General features: G+C 55.0%; 17 protein-coding genes. 10 read left to right on the top strand and 7 right to left on the bottom strand.

What is annotated here, in order from left to right; all coding sequences use genetic code 11:
* Window positions 1-29 precede the first annotated feature (29 nt).
* Entirely contained in the window at window positions 30-683 is a 654-nt protein-coding gene (gene entD, locus DBY68_RS05685; protein ID WP_108473977.1) for an enterobactin synthase subunit EntD, read from the top strand.
* 38 nt (window positions 684-721) lie between these two features.
* Here entD and DBY68_RS05680 read toward each other — a convergent pair whose 3' ends face one another.
* The gene (locus DBY68_RS05680; protein WP_108473978.1) at window positions 722-1,822 is read right to left on the bottom strand and encodes an NADH:flavin oxidoreductase/NADH oxidase; all 1,101 of its coding nucleotides are present in this window, start codon (window positions 1,820-1,822) and stop codon (window positions 722-724) included.
* Window positions 1,823-2,176: 354 nt separating this feature from the next.
* Between DBY68_RS05680 and DBY68_RS05675 the strand changes: the two genes are divergently transcribed.
* The 3 genes from DBY68_RS05675 to DBY68_RS05665 all read left to right on the top strand — a co-directional run bounded on the left by DBY68_RS05675 (window position 2,177) and on the right by DBY68_RS05665 (window position 5,750).
* Window positions 2,177-3,742: an AbgT family transporter gene (locus tag DBY68_RS05675; RefSeq protein ID WP_108473979.1), complete on the top strand. Its 1,566-nt coding sequence runs from the start codon at window positions 2,177-2,179 to the stop codon at window positions 3,740-3,742.
* 93 nt (window positions 3,743-3,835) lie between these two features.
* Window positions 3,836-4,951 carry a YbdK family carboxylate-amine ligase gene (locus DBY68_RS05670; RefSeq protein ID WP_108473980.1) on the top strand — a complete coding sequence of 372 codons (1,116 nt, stop codon included), beginning with the start codon at window positions 3,836-3,838 and terminating at the stop codon, window positions 4,949-4,951.
* A gap of 73 nt (window positions 4,952-5,024) precedes the next feature.
* Window positions 5,025-5,750: a phosphodiester glycosidase family protein gene (locus DBY68_RS05665; protein WP_108473981.1), complete on the top strand. Its 726-nt coding sequence runs from the start codon at window positions 5,025-5,027 to the stop codon at window positions 5,748-5,750.
* A gap of 83 nt (window positions 5,751-5,833) precedes the next feature.
* Here the strand turns inward: DBY68_RS05665 and DBY68_RS05660 are convergent, their stop codons facing one another.
* On the bottom strand, window positions 5,834-8,548 hold the full coding sequence (locus DBY68_RS05660) for a cation-transporting P-type ATPase (RefSeq protein WP_108474105.1): 2,715 nt from the start codon (window positions 8,546-8,548) through the stop codon (window positions 5,834-5,836).
* Between the two features lie 507 nt (window positions 8,549-9,055).
* On the opposite strand from DBY68_RS05660, the gene DBY68_RS05655 reads away from it, so the two are divergent.
* Window positions 9,056-9,301 carry a DUF1158 domain-containing protein gene (locus DBY68_RS05655; protein WP_108473982.1) on the top strand — a complete coding sequence of 82 codons (246 nt, stop codon included), beginning with the start codon at window positions 9,056-9,058 and terminating at the stop codon, window positions 9,299-9,301.
* Here DBY68_RS05655 and DBY68_RS05650 read toward each other — a convergent pair.
* The 3 genes from DBY68_RS05650 to DBY68_RS05640 form a co-directional block, all read right to left on the bottom strand.
* Window positions 9,233-10,855, bottom strand: coding sequence for an alpha/beta hydrolase-fold protein (locus DBY68_RS05650; protein ID WP_108473983.1), 1,623 nt, complete (start codon window positions 10,853-10,855; stop codon window positions 9,233-9,235). The genes DBY68_RS05655 and DBY68_RS05650 overlap by 69 nt on opposite strands.
* Before the next feature lie 277 nt (window positions 10,856-11,132).
* On the bottom strand, window positions 11,133-11,477 hold the full coding sequence (locus DBY68_RS05645) for a RamA family antibiotic efflux transcriptional regulator (protein ID WP_108473984.1): 345 nt from the start codon (window positions 11,475-11,477) through the stop codon (window positions 11,133-11,135).
* Window positions 11,478-11,514: 37 nt separating this feature from the next.
* Window positions 11,515-12,630, bottom strand: a complete 1,116-nt coding sequence (locus DBY68_RS05640; RefSeq protein WP_199538652.1) for an MBL fold metallo-hydrolase — start codon at window positions 12,628-12,630, stop codon at window positions 11,515-11,517.
* A 173-nt stretch (window positions 12,631-12,803) separates the two neighbouring features.
* Here DBY68_RS05640 and DBY68_RS05635 point away from each other — a divergent pair, with 173 nt between their 5' ends.
* The 5 genes from DBY68_RS05635 (at window position 12,804) to DBY68_RS05615 (ending at window position 17,327) form a co-directional block, all read left to right on the top strand.
* Window positions 12,804-13,382: a TetR/AcrR family transcriptional regulator gene (locus tag DBY68_RS05635; RefSeq protein WP_108473986.1), complete on the top strand. Its 579-nt coding sequence runs from the start codon at window positions 12,804-12,806 to the stop codon at window positions 13,380-13,382.
* A 131-nt stretch (window positions 13,383-13,513) separates the two neighbouring features.
* The gene (locus DBY68_RS05630; protein WP_108473987.1) at window positions 13,514-14,695 is read left to right on the top strand and encodes a PLP-dependent aminotransferase family protein; all 1,182 of its coding nucleotides are present in this window, start codon (window positions 13,514-13,516) and stop codon (window positions 14,693-14,695) included.
* A 49-nt stretch (window positions 14,696-14,744) separates the two neighbouring features.
* Window positions 14,745-15,113: an MmcQ/YjbR family DNA-binding protein gene (locus DBY68_RS05625; RefSeq protein ID WP_108473988.1), complete on the top strand. Its 369-nt coding sequence runs from the start codon at window positions 14,745-14,747 to the stop codon at window positions 15,111-15,113.
* 123 nt (window positions 15,114-15,236) lie between these two features.
* A complete protein-coding gene (gene nfsB, locus DBY68_RS05620; protein WP_108473989.1) occupies window positions 15,237-15,890 on the top strand; it encodes an oxygen-insensitive NAD(P)H nitroreductase in 654 nt (217 codons plus the stop codon).
* 189 nt (window positions 15,891-16,079) lie between these two features.
* Entirely contained in the window at window positions 16,080-17,327 is a 1,248-nt protein-coding gene (locus tag DBY68_RS05615; protein ID WP_108473990.1) for a mechanosensitive ion channel family protein, read from the top strand.
* Here DBY68_RS05615 and DBY68_RS05610 read toward each other — a convergent pair whose 3' ends face one another.
* Complete coding sequence (locus tag DBY68_RS05610) at window positions 17,328-18,308, bottom strand: LacI family DNA-binding transcriptional regulator (RefSeq protein ID WP_108473991.1); 981 nt, start codon at window positions 18,306-18,308, stop codon at window positions 17,328-17,330.
* A 281-nt stretch (window positions 18,309-18,589) separates the two neighbouring features.
* A complete protein-coding gene (gene pheP, locus DBY68_RS05605; RefSeq protein ID WP_108473992.1) occupies window positions 18,590-19,978 on the bottom strand; it encodes a phenylalanine transporter in 1,389 nt (462 codons plus the stop codon).
* Window positions 19,979-20,094 lie beyond the last annotated feature (116 nt).

The raw sequence follows: 20,094 nt of genomic DNA, 5'->3' as shown, positions 1-20,094 counted from the left end.
CCGCCAGGGGAGAGGATGATGGGGAAAAGATGCAAACCTACCATTCTACATTTACCCTCGCCCACCATCTTCTACACCGTATTGATTTTCAGCCAGAAACCTTTAGCGACGGCGATTTGCTGTGGTTACCGCATCACGCCGACCTGCCGCATTTCGGCAAAAAACGACGTATTGAGCATCTTGCCGGACGCATTGCCGCCGCGTATGCGCTGCAGCCCTTTGGCCTGAAAGCCATTCCCGGCATCGGTGAACAGCGCCAGCCACTGTGGCCGGAAGGCATTTTTGGCAGCATCAGCCACAGTGGAAAACGGGCGATCGCCGCCGTTTCCCGCAAGCCCGTTGGCATTGATATCGAGCACATCTTCAGCTCGCAGTTAGCTGCCGAAGTGGCGACGCAGATTGCCTCGCCTGCGGAAATATTTCGTCTGCAAACCAGCGGCCTGCCTTTTGCGATTGCCCTGACGCTGGCGTTTTCCGCCAAAGAGAGCGTCTATAAAGCATTCTCTTCACAGGCAGAGCCCTGCCCGGGATTTGCAGCAGCAGAGATGACCGCGATTGATGAGAATGCGCTTTGTCTGCGCTTAGCACCGGCGTTTTCAGCCCGGCTTGCCGGGAAGGAAATCAGCGTGGCTTATGAGATAGAGGGCGACGAGGTGGTGACCTGTACGGTGACTCCTCTTTAATGGAAGCGCGATACGTTGTCTCGCATCGCGCACTCAGACTATTTAAATAAATGCTTCAGGTTGTGTGGCTGGCAGCGAAGATATTGATTCGACGCGTGAACCTGCGCGCCCAGCGCCGCCGCCGCATGCCATGGCCATCTCGGATTATAAAGTACGCCACGCGCGAGCCCGATAAAATCAGCATCGCCACCCGCCACAATTGACTCGGCATGTTCTGGCTCGGTAATTAAGCCCACCGCAACGACCGGGATAGTAACGGCGGATTTCACCGCCCGGGCCAGCGGAACCTGATAGCCTGGGAAAACGTCAATCTGCTGATCAGGATGCAAACCGCCGCTGGAAACATGTATTGCATCCACCCCACGTTCTTCCAGCAGTCTTGAAAATTCGACCGCTTCCTGAATATCGAACCCGCCCTCAACCCAGTCGGTTGCAGAGATGCGCACACTGATGGCTTTATCCGCCGGAAACGCGGCGCGAACGACGTCAAAAATCTCCAGCGGGAATCGGACTCTATTCTCAAAAGAGCCGCCATAATTATCCGTTCTTTGATTCGACAGCGGCGATAAAAATTGATGCAGCAGATAGCCGTGAGCTGCGTGTATCTGGATAAGATCCACATCCAGCCGGGCCGCGCGTTTCGCAGCATCCGCAAATTGCTGGCGCACGGTGTCTAACCCTTCGCTATCCAGCGCCGCGGGTGTGGAATGCCCCTCATTATAGGGAATGGCCGAGGGCGCGACGGTCTGCCAACCGCCCTCTTCATCGGGCGCGAGTGGCCCTTTTTGCTCCCACGGTTTGGACGTGGATGCTTTCCTGCCCGCATGAGCCAACTGGATTGCGATAGGCATATCTGACCACTGACGAATGGAAGCAATCACCCGGCCCATGGCTTCTTCACAACGATCGTCGTACAAACCTACATCCGCAAAGGTAATGCGCCCTTCGGGAGAAACGGAGGTTGCTTCAATGGTCAGTAACCCTGCGCCCGACTGCGCCAGTTGCCCCAGATGCTGCACATGCCAGTCATTCATGCAGCCATCCGTTGCCGAGTACTGGCACATAGGGGCAATCACGATGCGATTATCAAGTTCAAGGTTGCGAATGCGAAAAGGCGTGAACAGCTTGGGTTGCGACATATCTTTTACTCCAGAGTGACTGTTGGATTTCGATAACATTAACTATCGCGCAAAAAAATCAACGGGTCATGTTTGTCATCCACCTTACGCCCAAAATCAGGAAATTCTTCGCGTAAAACCAACCATGGCGTGCTTCCATTGCGATGAAGAAACAGACAGAACGGCAAATTAATTCGGCAGCATCGAATAATCCACCAACAATTACCGAATAATCAGCACAGCAAGTAAATAAATCAGACATTCGTCGAGTTTTTACGGGCAAAAAAGATAGTTTAGCCGCGTAATTACCCCTATCATCCCCGGTGATACATTCAGACAAATTATGAAACACTTTGTCAGTGTTAAGGGAAGCGAATGAGTACACACACTACAACACCAGGGAACGGGGCCGGTGAAAGCCGTCTGATGAGCGGTTTCCTCAATGCGATTGAACGCGCCGGGAATAAACTTCCTGAACCGGCGTTAATATTTTTCTACTTTTTGCTGGTCGTCATGGGGCTGTCTGCCGTCCTGTCGTTGATGACTTTTGATGTCGTCAATCCTATGACGCAGGAGACCGTTCAGGTCAACAACCTGCTCTCCGCCGAAGCGCTCACCAATACGCTGGCCAATATGGTGACGACGTTCACCACCTTCGCCCCGCTCGGTATTGTGCTGGTGGCGATGCTCGGCGTCGGCGTAGCCGAAAGCTCCGGCTTTATTAACGTCGGCCTGAAGAAGATGCTGCGCGTGACGCCGAAGAAACTGCTGACGCCAATGCTGATTTTTGTCGCCATGTTCAGCCACGTGGCGGCAGATGCAGGCTATGTACTGGTGATTCCGCTGGGTGCAATTATCTTTATGTCCGCCGGGCGTCACCCGCTGGTAGGGATCGCCGCTGCATTCTCGGGCGTCTCGGGCGGGTTTGCCGCTAACATGGTGCCTACCGGAAACGATGCCCTGTTGCAGGGCTTTACCCAGGCCGCGGCGCAGTTGCTCGACAGCACCTATACCGTCAACACGCTGTGTAACCTCTTCTTCGGAATTGCCTCTTCGATTCTGATTACCCTGGTCGGCTGGTGGGTCACCGAGCGCATCGTTGAGCCGCGCGTCAGCAAAATGACCATCGACGGCGATTATAAGCATGAAGAAGATATGTCCAGCGTCTCAGACAAAGAGAGCCGCGCCTTTAATCGCGCGTCGCTGGTAATGCTGCTGGGCCTTGCGGCGCTGGCGGCAGCGGCCTGGCCGGAAGGCTCGATGCTGCGCGGCACCGACGGCTCGCTCACCTCTTACAGCGCGCCAATCATGAAATCCATTGTGCCGCTGATTTTCCTGATCTTTATTCTGCCGGGGATTGTGTACGGCTTTGCATCCGGCACGTTTAAAACCGGAAAAGATGTCATCGCGTCGATGAATGACGCGATGAGTAAAATGGGCTCATACATGGTGATGGCGTTCTTCTGCGCCATGTTCATTAAAGCGTTCAGCGACTCGAACATTGGCACACTGCTGGCGCTGGTCGGCGCGGATGGCCTGAAAGCGATGGAACTGCCGGGTGAAGCGACGATTATCGGCATGATCCTGCTGACCGCCGCCGTGAACCTGCTGATTGGTTCCGCCTCGGCCAAATGGGGTTTGTTATCGCCGATTATGGTACCGATGCTGATGGCTGTCGGTATCTCCCCGGAACTGACCCAGGCGGCATTCCGTATCGGGGATTCCAGCACCAATATTATCACCCCGTTGATGGTCTTCTTCCCACTGGTGGTGGTCTATTGCCAGCGCTATGTGAAGGGCGCGGGCGTCGGCACGCTGGTATCCATGATGATGCCTTACTCCATCGCCTTCTTTATTAGCTGGAGCCTGTTCCTGCTGGCCTGGTGGGGGCTGGGAATGCCGCTTGGCGTCGCTGCGCCGTACACCTGGAGCGCGGGTTAACCCTAACGTTACGGACGGTACTTAATCGCACCGTCCGATCTCTTTTTTTCTCCCACCTATACTAAAGGCACCAGTCACCATCGTGAGACGACTATGCCTTTACCTGACTTTCATGTTTCTGCACCTTTTACGCTCGGCATTGAGCTTGAGCTTCAGGTCATTAACCCGCCAGGTTACGATCTTTGCCAGGACTCTTCAGCCCTGATAACCGCCGCCAGCCGTGGGGTAGCACAGGGGGAAATCAAGCATGACATCACTAACAGCATGCTGGAGGTGGCAACGGGCGTGTGTGACGATATCCACCAGGCCGCCACCCAGCTTGCCGCCATTCAACGCGCCGTACTCCGTGCGGCGTCCGAGCAGCATGTCAAAATTTGCGGCGGCGGAACGCATCCGTTCCAGCGCTGGCAAAGTCAGGAGGTCGGGGATAATCCCCGTTATCAGCACACTCTCGAAGCCTATGGCTACCTTGCCCGTCAGGCGACGGTGTTTGGTCAACACGTGCATGTCGGCTGCACCAACGGCGACGATGCGCTGTATCTGCTGCACGGCCTTTCGCGCTACGTTCCACATCTGATTGCGCTCAGTGCCGCGTCGCCCTATCTGCAAGGTGCCGATAGCAGCTTCGCCTGCGCGCGGCTCAATATTTTCTCGGCGTTTCCCGATAACGGCCCCATGCCCTGGGCCGCAAACTGGCAGGAGTTTACCCGGCTGTTTCGCCAGTTGAGCTACACCAGCATGGTCGACAGCATTAAAGACTTACACTGGGATATTCGCCCCAGCCCGCATTTTGGCACGGTAGAGGTGCGCGTCATGGACACGCCGCTCACCCTCGGCCACGCAGTGAATATGGCCGGGCTGATTCAGGCGCTGGCGCACTGGCTGCTTGATAAACGCCCGCATAAAGTCAGTCCGCAGGATTACCTGCTGTATAAGTTCAATCGCTTCCAGGCCTGCCGTTATGGTCTTCAGGGCGTGGTGACCGATGTCGCCAGCGGCGAACAGCGCACCATTGCCAGTGAACTGGAAACGCTGCTGGAACAGCTACAACCGTACGCCGACGTACATCGCGCCGGAAGCGCGCTCGAAGAACTGGCGCTGATGGTAAAACACGGAAAAAGCGAAGCCCAGCGCATGCGCGAGTTTATCGCCGGGGGTGGCTCGTTGATAAGCCTGGTACAACAGCACTGCGACACCTGGGCGGCCTGAGCACAGAAAACCTTTGCATGAGCGGGATTACGCGCTATTTTGCCCTCCCGCTCATCGCACAAGGAACGAAGATATGCTGCGTCTTTGGCTGTTGCCCGCTCTGCTTGCGCTAACGCCGTTCGCCCATGCCGCCTGCACGCTGACCGACCCGTCACTTAAGCTTCAAAGCTATGAAGTCGATCTACAACAAGAAAATATCACCCTGCGCTGGAAGAAAAAGGACGGCAAAGCCTGGGGTTCGCTCTATTCGCTGCTGGCGGATATCAACGGCAACGGGCAGGTGCTGATGGCGATGAACGGCGGGATTTATGGCAAAGATTATGCGCCACTGGGGCTCTATATCGAAAAGGGAAAAAAGCTGGCGCCGATTAACCGCGCATCCGGCGGCGGCAACTTCTTTATTCGCCCGGGCGGCGTGTTTTATCTCAAGAATCAAAAAGCAGGCATCGTGACGCTCGATGCGCTAAAAAGCACCAAAGGGATGGAATACGCAGTGCAGTCCGGTCCGATGCTGATTGAAAACGGCATCATCAACTGGCGTCTAAAGCCGTCGGCCAGTTCGCGAAAATTACGTAATGCGGTGGGCATTAACCGTCAGGGCCGCGTGGTGTTTATGCTGAGCGCCAAAGAAACCAATTTTTATGATTTCGCCTGCTATGCGCAGTCAAAGCTGGATATCAAGCAGATGCTGTATCTTGATGGCACGATTTCGAAGATGTATCAGAAGGAAAATTCGGTACCGTGGCAGTATCATCCGTTTGTCACCATGATTACGGTGGAGAGTAAAACGTCTTCCTGAGCATTGCCGGATGGCGGCTACGCCTTATCCGGCCTACAAGTAAACAGGCCCGGTAAGCGACGCGCCACCGGGCCTTTTTTCAATTAAGCAGCCTTGCGGAATCTCCGCGTCAGGCGCTTCTCTATCTCGACGATGAAGAACATCACCGCCCCCATCGCCAGCGTCACGAACCAGTAGCGAGCAGGCAGCGCTTCGGTACCGAACATCATCTGCATCACCGGCAGATAGATAATCGCCAGCTGGAGCAGCAACAGAACGCCCGTCACCATCCAGATACCTTTGTTCTTCAGCAGGCCGCGGTTGATAGAGAAACCATCGGTGTTGCGACAGTTAATCATGTACAACCACTGCGCGGTCACCAGCATCTGCAACAGCACGGTACGGACAAACTCTGCGCTGTGGCCGCGTGGCGCCAGCCAGGCTTCCAGAATGAAGGCGCTGATGGCAATCATCGAGCCGACAAACGCCACACGCCAGACCGCAAACGCGTCCATGACGTGCTGGCCGGTTTTACGCGGCGGGCGATTCATCACGTTACGCTCGGCGGCTTCGAAGGCCAGGCCGAAGGAAAGCGTCGCGGAGGTCGCCATGTTCATCCACAAAATCAGCACCGGCGTCAGCGGGATCATATTCCCTGCCAACAGGGCAATCACCACCAGCAGACCCTGCGCCAGGTTGGTTGGCATGATAAAGAGGATCGTCTTCTTCAGGTTGTCGTACACCCGACGCCCCTCTTTGACCGAGCTGGCGATGGTGGCGAAGTTGTCGTCGGTCAGCACCATGTCCGCCGCCTCTTTGGTGACTTCGGTGCCTTTAATCCCCATCGCAATGCCGACATCAGCCTGACGCAGCGCTGGCGCGTCGTTCACACCGTCGCCGGTCATCCCGACCACTTCACCGTTCTTCTGCAACGCTTTAACCAGACGCAGTTTATGTTCCGGGCTGGTGCGGGCAAAGATGTCATACTCCATCGCCGCTTTCGCCAGCTCGTCGTCATCCATGTGCTCCAGCTGGTAGCCGGTCATCGCTTCGGTCGCATTGTGGATCCCCAACATCTGACCAATGCTCATCGCCGTTTGCGGGTGATCGCCGGTGATCATTTTCACGCGGATCCCTGCCGTCTGGCAGGTGTGGATCGCATCGACCGCTTCCGGGCGTGGCGGGTCCATCATCCCGGCGATACCAAGGAAGATAAGCCCCTGCTGGAGGTCGCTGTGATCCAGCGTGGTCGCGCCGATATCAGCGGGTTTAATAGCCGCTGCCACCATACGCAGGCCCTGACGGGCAAAGCGCTCCATCTCGGACTCCCAGTAGGCGCGGTCGAATGTCGCCAGGCCACGTGCGGTCTGCTGCTGCTCACACAGCGCAAACAGGACATCCGGCGCGCCAGTAACCATCACCCACTCTTCCGCATCCAGCTTATAGTGCGTTGCCATGTACTTGTACTGGGAATCAAACGGGATCTTCGCCACCAGTTCCGTGGTCACCGGCTCCAGCGACGCTTTCGTTGCCAGTACCTTCAGTGCGCCTTCGGTCGGCCCACCGGTAATTCCCCAGTGGCCCAGCTCATTGCGTACCAGTTGGCTATCGTTACAGAGATCAATCGTGCGCAGGTATTTTTCCAGCACCGTATAAGGCTGAACTTTTACCGGCTCATTGCTGCCCTCAAGGTAGAGATTGCCAACCGGCTCGTAGCTGTCGCCGTCCACGCGGTAGCAGCTATCGGCGGTGATCACCGCTTTCACGGTCATCTCGTTCATGGTCAGGGTGCCGGTTTTATCGGAGCACACCACGGTCATCGCGCCCAGCGTCTCAACGGTTGGCAGCTTACGAATAATCGCCCGCTTACGCGCCATCGCCTGTACGCCCAACGAGAGGATAATCGAGATAATCGCCGGTAAACCCTCGGGTACCGCCGCGACAGCAAGGCTAATCAGCGACAGCAGCAATTCGCCCATCGGCATATCGCGCAGCAGCACGCTGAACACGAACAGTACCGCCATCATCGCCAGAATAATGACGAAAATCGCTTTACCGAGTTTGTCCATCTGCACCAGCAGCGGCGTACGGTTAGTTTCGACATCAGCCATCATCTGGTTGATGCGGCCAAGCTCGGTCGCCTGCCCGGTTGCCACCACCACACCTACGCCGCCGCCCGCGCTCACGGTGGTGCCGGAGAACAGCATATTGGTGCGATCGCCCAGCGGCAGGTCGCCGGTCAGCGCGTCGGTGTGCTTATCGACAACCGTCGACTCACCGGTGAGAATCGCCTCTTCCACGCGCAGGTTATGCGCTTCAATCAGGCGCATATCCGCCGGGATACGGTCGCCCGCGCGCAGCACTACGATATCACCTGGCACCAAATCGGTGGTCGGGATCGTGGCGTGTTTGCCGTCGCGGATCACCTGAGCGTCGCTGGAGAGCATGTTGCGAATGCTTTGCAGCGATTTCTCCGCGTTGCTCTCCTGGATATAACCAATTAGCGCGTTAATCACCGTAACGCCGAGAATCACAGCGGTATCGACCCAATGACCCATCACCGCCGTCATCACAGCAGCGGCCAGCAGGATGTAGATCAGGACGTCGTTGAAGTGCGCGAGGAAGCGCAGCCACGCGGGCTTACCTTTCTTCTGCGGCAGCGCATTAGGGCCGAGCTTCTGCAAGCGAGCGGCGGCTTCAGCCCGGCTCAGACCTTCCGGCTGGGTTTGCTTTTGCTCAAGGATCTGGGCAAGGGTTTGCTGATAAGCCTGCCGGTGGGTGTTACCGCCCGTTGGCGGTATGTTCTGCGGGTTCATCATTTTAGACACGATAAATTTCCTTCTAAATTCCTGTATACGGAAGGCCTGAAATCATTTCTGGCCAAGGCTAAGACGTTTTAATAATTATTAATCCTTGCGGATGAAAAAATTGATCTCACGCAATATTCGATATCCATTAAAATTCAAAGATGATGCCAGTTGATTTAATAATATTAATATTACAGAATGTTCTTAAACTCAAACTAAACGAGGTAAATTATGTTCGGAATCTACCGCGGACGCCGCCTGGCGCTGTACATCGCCGCTGCAATCATCGTTGCAACGCTGATTGGCTACAGCACTTATACATTTGTAAAACTACTGGGTTAAACATGACGATTATTTACGTAAATTAGCGTTCATTTAAACCCAGAGTATTTATTTAATTCATCTACGAATTAATACGTAGCGGCTGTTTTTTATTTTCCAAAATATGTTTACACAGAGTCATTGCGTTATGCCGCCTATTGCCGGAAAATATAGTTTTTAACCTAAGATTAACATCGCATGAAACACCCGCTCGAAACCCTGATTTCTGCCGCCGGTATTTTGCTTATGGCGCTACTCTCTTGCCTGCTGCTACCGGCGCCCTCTCTCGGCTTAACGCTGGCGCAAAAACTGGTCGAGGCCTTCCATCTGATGGATCTCGACCAGCTTTATACCCTGCTGTTTTGTCTCTGGTTTTTAGTGCTTGGCGCTGTAGAGTACTTTGTTCTGCGCTACGTATGGCGCCGCTGGTTTGCCGTGCGCTAAGCCGGTTAAATCGCGCAGCCCCAGCACCAGCGCTTCACTCCATCCGGCGTAATCATGGCCGCTGGATGAGGCATGAAAACTCACTGGATACCCTTTTTCACGCAGCACCTGCTCAAACGCCAGCGTGTGGCGATAGTTGCCACCGCCGGGCCCGCTGCTCTCAAACTGCCCGGCCTGTAACCAGAAGCGTAATGGGTAGCGCGGCGACTGAGCATATTGCCGGGCAAGCCAGTTCACCGGCTCGCCTTTCGGCGCCCACCAATAGGAGCCCGACAGGCTCAACACATTGCCAAACAGACGCGGATAGCGCAGCGCCACCCACGAAGAAGCCAGCCCGCCGTAGCTCGACCCGGCCAGAATCGTCTTCTGCCGCGTTAGCGTAATGCCTTGCTGTTGCAGGAATGGCACCAGCTCATGGGCCATAAAATCCGCAAAATGAGGATTCGGCGGCAGCTCTTTTCCGCGTCTTGCGTGGTCCAGGCTATCAATGAAAACAATATTGATTGGCGGCAGCAGATGGCGAGCAATCAGGCCATCCAGCACGTTAGCGGTGCGATACTCATCCTGCCAGTTTTGCCCATCAAACATAAACATCGTCCATCGCGCGGGCTGCGCGACGCGGGGGCGATAGATTTTGATTTCGCGGCTGTTGCCAAGATGGTGGCTACTCAACGTATGGCGCGTCAGGCTACCGTAGCGGATCGGCTGCGCCATGCGTTGTGCGGAGAAGTAACGGGAAGCTGGCAGCGCCAGTAGAGAAAAGCGGTTCCAGCGATCGAGCGTCAAAGGGCTCAGCGTCAGCGGGTTAAGCGGATCGGCCTGCGCACTGACCTGAATAGCGCGCTGTTGCTCGCGCAAACTGCCCGCGACTTTAGGCACATCCGGGGCGAGTTTATATTGCATCAGCGTATCGGCAGGCACGACATAACTGCGAAACCAGACGTCCGACTGCCCTAAGCGAAACAGCGCATCATGATCGCCACCGGGCGAGCCCAGAAGATAAACATTGCTGCGCGCGCCGCGCCACAGGAAGGTCACGCGTTTATGCTGCGCGTCGACGGGCTCTACCATCGGGGTTCCTTCCTGCTGACGCGCCAGCCAGAACGCGTCAGTATTCCCACCGGCGGCAAGTTCACGTGCGAGTTTTTGCAGTTGCGGGCTGGCGGGCGATTGCTGCTCTTCCACCGCCAGCGCGTGAGTTTCATTGATTTGCCACTGGAAATGCCAGGCCGAGCCCGCTTCACCGTGTAATACCAGTGAAGAGGCCTGCTTAACCGGCAGAGAAAACAGCAACATATGCTGCCCATCCGTCGGGCCACCGGAAACCAGCGTGCGGATGGCGCGGTTTTGCTCATCCAGTAACTGCGCATCGGTCACGCCCGATAAGCGCGCCGAGACATAATTTTCGCCCAGCGCTGGCAGAGTAAAACAAACCTCGCCGCTGGCATCAAATTTGCCCTTCTGCTCCCCCCGGTTGGGAGAGGTTTCACACTCCATCGCTGATGCAGGCAACGCCGTCAGCCCAATCAGTAATCCACTCCACGCCAGTTTCATCGAACACACATTCCCGTTGAAATTTGTTAACAACGCTAATGCAAATGGGAATTGTTTTCAATAGATGAAGTGAGACCAGGTAAGGGTTGTTTCCCCTCACCCCGGCCCTCTCCCACAGGGAGAGGGAGAAAACCGCACATGCCTCACCACCAGCACAATCGGTTCCATCTCCCTGCGGGAGAGGGAGAAAACCGCACATACCTCACCACTGGCACCATCGGTCCCCTCTCCCTGTGGGAGAGGGTTAGGGTGAGGGGAAAAAGGCCGCACCTCACCCCTAATGCATCTGACTACAAAAATTCTCCCGACGATACGCTCCCGGCGACTGGTTAAACGTCCGGGTGAAGACGCGGGTAAATGTCTGCTGTGAATCAAATCCATATTTCAGACAAATGTCATACACGCGCTGGTTGGTCGTACGTAACTCCTGCGCCGCCAGGCTGAGTTTGCGCTGGCGGATATAGCGCCCCAGACTCTCGCCTTTGTACTGCAAAAAGAGCCGTTGCAGATGCCATTTCGAGTAGCCCGCGTGACGTGCGATATCGTCAATGCGAAGCGGTTGGTGCAGGTTGTCATCGATCCACTCAACGATAGTGTCGATAACCTGAGCGGAAATAGTCATGCTTCCCTCTCCTTCTCTTTTTTATTACTGCTGGTGATTATTCCCACCAGGCCCGGAATTGCTGTGTACGGTCGGCAAGCGCTACGGGCTCGCCCTGCATCGGTGTCAGCAGACGATAAGCCTTACCCTTGCTGGCCTGAGCAAGCCGTTTATACGGGTCATCCCACGTGTGTTTTGCCAGCACAAAGCGTCCGGAGTGGCCCGGCAGCACAGCAGCGGCATGCAGGTCGACGGCGGCCTGAGCGGTCTCTTCAGGGTGCATATGGATATAGCGCCAGTCCTGGTCATACTGACCATTTTCCAGAATCGCGACATCGACAAAACCAAACTGCTCACCAATGGCTTTGAAGTGCGGCCCATAGCCGGAGTCACCGCTGTAGTAAATTTTTCGCTGCGGCGTGACGAACATAAAGCTGGCCCACAGGGTCTGGTTGCGCTTGATACCGCGCCCGGAGAAATGCCGCGCGGGCAGCACGTGCACGCTCAGCGACGGGCTGATTTCAACCTCTTCCTGCCAGTCTGCCTCGGTCACCCGCTCGTCATTCATTCCCCAGTAACGTAGATGCGACCCCACGCCCAGCGGCACCACCGCCCTTTTTACTTTCGGGATCAGCGCGTTAATCGTCGCGTAATCCAGATGGTCGTAATGATCGTGCGAGATAATCAGCAAATCGATTTCCGGCATGTTTTTCGCCTGCCAGGGATAATCCCCGGCAAATGCTTTATTCAGAAACGAGAACGGCGCGGCGTAGCTGCTGAACACCGGATCGATCAGAATGCGTTTCCCGGCCAGTTGCAGGTACCACGATGAATGGCCCAGCCAAACCGTGACGTCTTCCTGCAACGGAATATTTGCCAGATCGGTGGCGACCATCGGCAGCGGTTGTGCCGGGCGCGCGTTCTCGCGTTTGACCGTCAGAAACTCCCACCAGGCCACCAGCATGTTTTTGTCGCTGGTAAACCCCGGCGTTGGCAGCTGATTGTGGAATACACCGTCACGGTAGTTTGGCGACGCCTCTACCCGACTTTTCTCCGTGCCTTGCGGAGCCTGGCCGAAACCGGCATTCAGAACAAATGGCAGACTCGCTGCGGATGCAATAAGCATGATGACAACCACACTGATGATGAAAGGTTTCATTTCCTGACCAGACAGATGCCTCATCCTGAAGCAGCGTGAAAAACTTGATTATGAGTGAGTAGGCACTCATTATAGAGAGAGGGAGAAAAAATCGTCAAGCCGATTTTCGAATTTTGACCTGCCTCGTTGAAGTGAGGCCGGGTTGCGTGTTTCAATCTCTTCTTTTGTACGCAGTGAGGTAAAGTGTAGTGGCTCGTCCCAAGAGTGAAGATAAAAAGCAGGCGTTACTGGATGCCGCAACGGTGGCTTTTGCCCAATCCGGCATTGCCGCCTCGACGGCGCTAATCGCCCGCAACGCGGGGGTCGCAGAAGGCACCCTGTTCCGCTATTTTGCCACCAAAGACGATCTGCTTAATGCGCTTTACCTGCATCTGAAATACGACCTTTGCCAGGCGATGATTGCCGGGCTCAGCAATTCTGAAGCCCCGAAAGAGGTGATTCACAGCATCTGGAACAGTTACATCGACTGGGGCGTACGTAATCCGGTCGGCAACCGCGCGATGCGCCGTATGTCGATGAGCGAGAAGATCACCGAAGCGACAAAACAGCAGGTAAAAGAGATGTTCCCGGAACTCAACCGCCTGTGCCAACGTTCTGTGCGCCCGGTGTATCTGTCCGGCGAGTTCGAAACCTTTGGCGACGCGCTGTTCCTTTCGCTTGCGGAAGCCACCATTGAATTCGCCAGTCAACAACCCGCGCGTGCGGATAAACTCAAAGCGCTGGGCTTTGAAGCAATGTGGCGCGCTCTGGCCGAGGAAAAGCCTTAACGCTATCCGTCCGGTAGCGGATTCCCCCATGTTGACAGCACGATATTCTGAAAATTAAAAAGCTGCGGCCATTCTACGGCAGACTGTTTTATAGTAGACCCTCTTCTCATCATCATGAAATCAGGGTCATTATGTTCGAACATCAGCTGGCATCGCGCGCCACAGGGCTGAAACCTTCCGCCGTCCGCGAACTCCTCAAACACAGCAAATTGCCCGGCGTTATCTCGCTTGGCGGTGGTATTCCTGCGCCAGAACTGTTTGATAACGAAGGTATTCAGCTCGCGGTACAGCAGGTTATGGCGTCACAATTTCAGGAAGCGATGCAGTACAGCCTGAGCGAAGGTTACCCGCCGCTGCGTCAGGCGATTGCCGATATTTGTCGCGCGCGCGGCGTGGCCTGTGACGCGTCACAGGTTTACATCACGTCCGGCTCTCAGCAGTCGCTGGATATTGTTGCCCGCACGCTCCTTAACCCTGGCGATGTGGTCGTCGTCGAGCGCCCAACTTATCTGGCGGCGTTGCAGGTTTTCCAGCTGGCGCAGGCCAACATTCAGAGCGTCGATACCGACGAAGACGGCATGCTGGTGGAACAACTGGCCGATTTAGTGCAGACCAGCCCGGTTAAAGTAGTGTATCTGGTTCCTACCTTTGGCAACCCTGGCGGCAAGACGCTCAGCGAACCGCGCCGCCGTCGTCTGGTCGAGCTGGCAAAACAGCACGGCTTTATCATCGTTGAAGACGACCCGTACGGTGAAATCAGCTTTACGGATGAACGCCCGCAGCCGCTTTATCAACACGCGATGGCGCTCGGCTGCACCGACCAGGTCATCTATACCTCAACCTTCTCCAAAATTCTGGCGCCGGGGATGCGCGTGGGCTGGCTGGTGATGCCGGAATGGCTGGCAAACAAAGCCATTATCGTGAAACAGGCGACCGATCTGCATACCAGCACCCTGTCGCAGCAAATCACGGCACAGTATCTTTCTCTGAATCGTCTGCCCGCACAAATTGCGCTGATCCGCGAAGATTATCGTAAAAAATGCGAAACGCTGGCGAGTGCGCTGGAAGCCAAACTGGGCGATCATCTTGCTTTCAGCCGCCCGAAAGGCGGGATGTTCCTGTGGGCCCATTTTCGCTACCCGTTCAATACTACCGAATGGCTGAAAAAGACGCTGGAAAACCGCGTGGTCTTTGTGCCGGGCGAAGCGTTTTATAACGATGCGCCTGACGTCACGACGCTGCGTCTCTCTTACTCCACCGTTTCTCACGAAGGGTTGGTTGAGGCGGTCGATCGTCTGGCAAAATCACTGTAAGCCTGACGGGGACGGTGCCGCCGTTCCCGTTTTGCACAACGGAGGAGCGATGGACAGTGAAGCATTACACGCCAGCGCAAAACGCCTGGCGCTGGAGATGCCGTTTGCCGAGCTGACCTGGCCTTTTGGCCCGGAGTACGATGTGTTCTGTATCGGCGGAAAAATCTTTATGATCAACCTGTGGACTCGCGGCTTGCCCGTTATCAATCTCAAGTCAGATCCGGAAATTTCGCTGCTCAATCAGGCTATCTATCCCAGCATCAAACCGGGATACCATATGAATAAAAAGCACTGGATCTCCGTCTATCCGGGTGATGATATTACGCCTGAGTTACTGGAATCGCTGATTACCGATTCATGGGAACGCGTTGTCGATAAGTTGCCAAAACGCGAGCAAAAACGGTTTCGTCCTCAATGATTTTCCGTTTTTATCAATAACTGTTATCGCATTTTTCACACTTCTCAAATCGCCTTCTGCGCTGTACCCTTTTCCGACTTAACGCACCGTTTGCGCGGTGCTTTTTATCATTCAGGAGTTGTTATGGATATCATTTCCGTTGCCAAAAAGCGCTATTCCACTAAAGCCTTCGACGCCAGCAAAAAACTGACCGCTGAGCAGGCAGACAACCTGAAGACGCTGCTGCAATTCAGCCCGTCCAGCACCAACTCTCAGCCGTGGCACTTTATCGTTGCCAGCAGCGATGAAGGCAAAGCACGCGTGGCGAAATCTGCAGCCGGGAACTACGTCTTCAACGAACGTAAAATGCTGGACGCCTCTCACGTGGTGGTCTTCTGCGCCAAAACCGCAATGAATGACGCATGGCTTGAGAAAGTGGTCGATCAGGAAGAGGCCGATGGCCGCTTTGCCACTCCGGAAGCGAAAGCCGCTAACCACAAAGGCCGTACGTTCTTTGCTGATATGCACCGCAAGGATCTGAAAGATGACGATCAGTGGATGGCAAAACAGGTTTACCTGAATGTCGGTAACTTCCTGCTGGGCGTCGGCGCTATGGGCCTGGATGCGGTACCGATTGAAGGTTTCGACGCCGCCGTGCTCGACGCCGAATTTGGCCTGAAAGAGAAAGGCTTCACCAGCCTGGTGGTCGTGCCAGTGGGTCATCACAGCGTGGAAGATTTCAACGCTGCTCTGCCGAAATCGCGTCTGCCACTGTCAGAAATCTTGACTGAGATTTAATTTATCCCCCTCACCCTAGCCCTCTCCCACAGGGAGAGGGAACCGATCGCGCCAGGTTAAATTTTGCTGCTGGTTTTCTCCCTCTCCCTGTGGGAGAGGGCCGGGGTGAGGGCACCAGACCGCACCGCACCCAATTTGCATAATATCTCCCCAGCCGCCATTATAGGCACTGGTTATAAAGGAGATGTTATGCAGGAATTGATAGCTCAGGTCGAAGAACTCGGCATCGAAATTAATCACACCAGCTCTCTGGTGATTATCTTTGGTATTATTTTACTTACCGCAATTGTCGTACATATTATCCTGCACCGTATTGTGCTACGGACATTTGAGCGACGCGCACAGGCCAGCAGCAAATTATGGCTGCAAATCATTACCCAAAATAAACTTTTCCATCGACTGGCGTTTACCCTGCAAGGGATTATCGTCAACGTACAGGCCGTTTTATGGCTACAAAAAGGCAGCGATGCGGCGCAAATTCTTACAACCTGCGCTCAACTGTGGGTCATGCTTTATGCCCTGTTGTCTTTCTTCTCGTTATTAGATGTTATCTTTAATCTCAGCCAGAAATTTTCCGCGGCGTCTCAGTTACCGCTTAAAGGGATATTCCAGGGGGTGAAACTAGTCAGTGCCATCCTGGTCGGTATTCTGATTATTTCTCTGTTACTGGGGCAATCACCGGCGATTCTGATTAGTGGCCTTGGCGCGATGGCCGCCGTGCTGATGCTGGTGTTTAAAGACCCGATTCTTGGCCTGGTCGCCGGTATTCAGCTCTCAGCCAACGATATGCTGAAGCTCGGCGACTGGCTGGAGATGCCGAAATATGGCGCTGACGGCGCGGTAACGGATATCGGCCTGACCACCGTAAAAGTGCGTAACTGGGATAACACCATTACCACCATTCCTACCTGGTCGCTGGTCTCTGACTCTTTTAAAAACTGGAGCGGTATGTCTGCATCCGGCGGGCGTCGAATTAAGCGCAGCATTAATATCGACACCACCAGCGTGCATTTTCTCGATGAGCAGGAACAGCAGCGTCTGATTCAGGCCAAATTGCTTAAACCTTATATGAATTCGCGCCATCAGGAAATTGATGAATGGAACCGCGAGCACGGCAGCGAAGCATCGGTACTGAATCTGCGTAAAATGACTAACGTCGGCACGTTCCGCGCGTATCTCAACGAATATTTACGTAACCACCCACGTATTCGTAAAGATATGACGTTGATGGTTCGCCAGCTTGCGCCAGATAATAACGGCCTGCCGATGGAGATATATTGCTTTACCAATACGGTAGTCTGGGCGGAATATGAAAGCATTCAGGCGGATATCTTCGACCATATTTTTGCAGTAGTGGAAGAGTTTGGCCTGCGCGTATATCAGTCGCCTACCGGGAACGATATTCGTTCACTGGCAGGCGCCATTCAAGCGCAATAATCAGGCACTGGCGCGCGAAATAAAGCGCCAGTCCATCATCACTCGCTCGGCCACAGAGGCCGGGTTGTCAATTTTATTCAGTAGCAGTTCTACCGCTTTCGCGCCTATTTCGCGCGAAGGCTGCTGCACCGTTGTCAGTTGCGGAGACACCATCTCCGCAAGCTCGGTACCATCGAATCCCACTACGGCGATATCCTGCGGAACGTTCAACCCCGCCTGTTCAATCGCGCGCATTGCCCCGGCGGCCAGGGTATCAGAAACGGCGAACACCGCGTCCGGCCTCGGCTGTTGCGCCAGCAATTTTTCCATTGCCGCTTTCCCCGCCGCAGAACTCAGCTCGGCCGCGTACTCCACGGAGTGATAGTCCAGTTCGCGCACATGCAGCACGCTTTTGTAGCCTCGCTCGCGCAGGCGGGCATATTTATAGCTCAGGTCGTGGTTAATCAACGCAATGCGCTTTCGACCCTTGTCGGCCAGATAACTCACCACATGCTGCGCAGCCTCGACATCGTTAATTCCCACGCAGGAAACCGAGCCGGTATCGGCATACTCCGCACACTGCACCCACGGCGCATCACCGATAAAGGTCTTTAGCTCCGGCAACTTGCTGAATGCATCCATGGTGATAATGCCGTCAACCATCTTACCGGTCAGCAAGCGCAAACCAGATTTCGAACGTTCGATATCCGAACCGGAATGGCACAGCAAAATGCGATAACCTTTTTTCTCGGCCTGTTCTTCGATGCCCTTCACCACCTCGGCGCAAAACGGGTTGGCGATGTTAGAAACCATCACGAGGATCATCGAACTGCGCGCCGTGCGAAGCTGACGCGCCAGCAGGTTTGGCTGGTAATTGCTCTCTTTAATCGCCTGCAGTACCCGCTCGCGGTTTTTCGGCTTTACGGTATCGCTGTTGTTCAGCACGCGCGACACCGTGGCGACCGACACACCGGCCAGCCGCGCAATTTTCTGAATGGACATAGGAAGGAGATATCCTGCTATTAACGCGTTGGTTGCAGGCTATCACAAAAACGCCGCCCGGCGAACCGGGCGGAGGCTTAATCCGCCACGCGCACCCAACGCTGTTGATGATGGCTTTTCATAATTGCGTCAATGATATACATCATGTTTGCACCGTTCTGGAAGGATGACAGCGCACAGGTCTTACCCGGCCTACGGGGACATTCCTGTAGGCCCGGTAAGCGCAGCGCCACCGGGCAAAAATGCGTGTACGAAAACAGAAAGTTTTCGCCGACCGAGTTTTACCCTTTGCGCCGCAACGTCTTAAACGCAATAAACAGGAACACCACCCACACCGGCAGCAGAATTGCCGACAGGCGCATGCCATCCATGGTGCACATCAGGCCGAGGATCAACAGCAGGAAGGCGATGCAGATATAGTTGCTCGCAGGCGACAGCAGCGCTTTAAACTTCGGCTCACGGCCTTTACGACGCATCGCTGCGCGGAACTTCAGGTGCGCCATGCAGATCATCACCCAGTTGAGCAGCAGCGTGGCGACAACCAGCGCCATCAGCAGGCCGAAGGCCTCTTTTGGCAACAGATAGTTCACCAGCACTACCAGCGAGGTGATCGCCCCGGAAAGCAGCAGTGAATTCACCGGTACGCCGCGACGGCTGACTTTGGTGAGGAATTTCGGCGCGTTGCCTTGCACGGAAAGACCAAACAGCATACGGCTGTTGGAGTATACGCCGCTGTTGTACACCGAAAGTGAAGCTACCAGAATCACGAAGTTCAGCGCCGATGCCACGATGTTGCTGTCCAGATTATGGAAAATCATCACAAACGGGCTGCTGTCGGACTTGATCTCGCCCCACGGGTAAAGCGCCAGCAGAACCACCAGCGAGCCGATATAAAACAGCAGAATACGGTACACCACCTGATTAACCGCTTTTGGAATGGTGGTTTCCGGGTTACGCGCTTCTGCGGCGGTAATACCAATCAGCTCCAGCCCGCCGAAGGAGAACATAATCACCGCCAGCGAGGTAATCAGCCCATTCCAGCCTGTGGCGAAGAAACCGTTGTAGCGCCACAGATTATCAATGCTGGCACGATCGCCGCCGTGATCGGTGAACAACATCCACAGACCGAAACCGATCATACCGATGATGGCCAGCACCTTAATTAGCGCAAACCAGAACTCCGTTTCGCCATATAAGCGGACGTTCACGAGGTTGACGGCGTTAATCAGCACAAAGAAGCCCGCCGCCCAAATCCAGGTGGGCACATCCGGTAGCCAGTACTGCATATAGATGCCCGCGGCGGTGAGTTCCGCCATGCCAACCAGTACGAACATCACCCAGTAGTTCCAGCCGGAGAGGAAGCCCGCAAACGGCCCCCAGTACTTGTAGGCGAAGTGAGCAAATGATCCAGATACCGGCTCTTCCACAACCATTTCGCCGAGCTGGCGCATGATCAGAAATGCGATAATCCCGGCAACGCCGTAGCCCAGCAGCACCGCGGGGCCCGCCATCTGAATCGCCGGGCCAATGCCGAGAAACAGACCGGTGCCAATCGCGCCGCCGAGGGCAATCAATTGAATATGTCGGTTTTGTAAGCCGCGTTGCAGCGTCGGAACCTGTTCCGACGAAGCATCCTGAATACTCCCGGATGCTGAGGACGTGTCTTTCACGTCAAACCCCTGTAGCTTTTTTATGAAGGCGCATCTTTTAACACTTCAATGCCGATGTCGCAAGGCAATACATTCAGAGCGGTAATTAATGAAACGCCCCGATAAGCCAGGCTTAC

It is taken from the genome of Pseudocitrobacter sp. RIT415, assembly GCF_003057695.2.
GTDB classification, from domain to species: domain Bacteria; phylum Pseudomonadota; class Gammaproteobacteria; order Enterobacterales; family Enterobacteriaceae; genus Pseudocitrobacter; species Pseudocitrobacter faecalis.
This window is presented reverse-complemented; position numbering and strand designations above follow the sequence as displayed.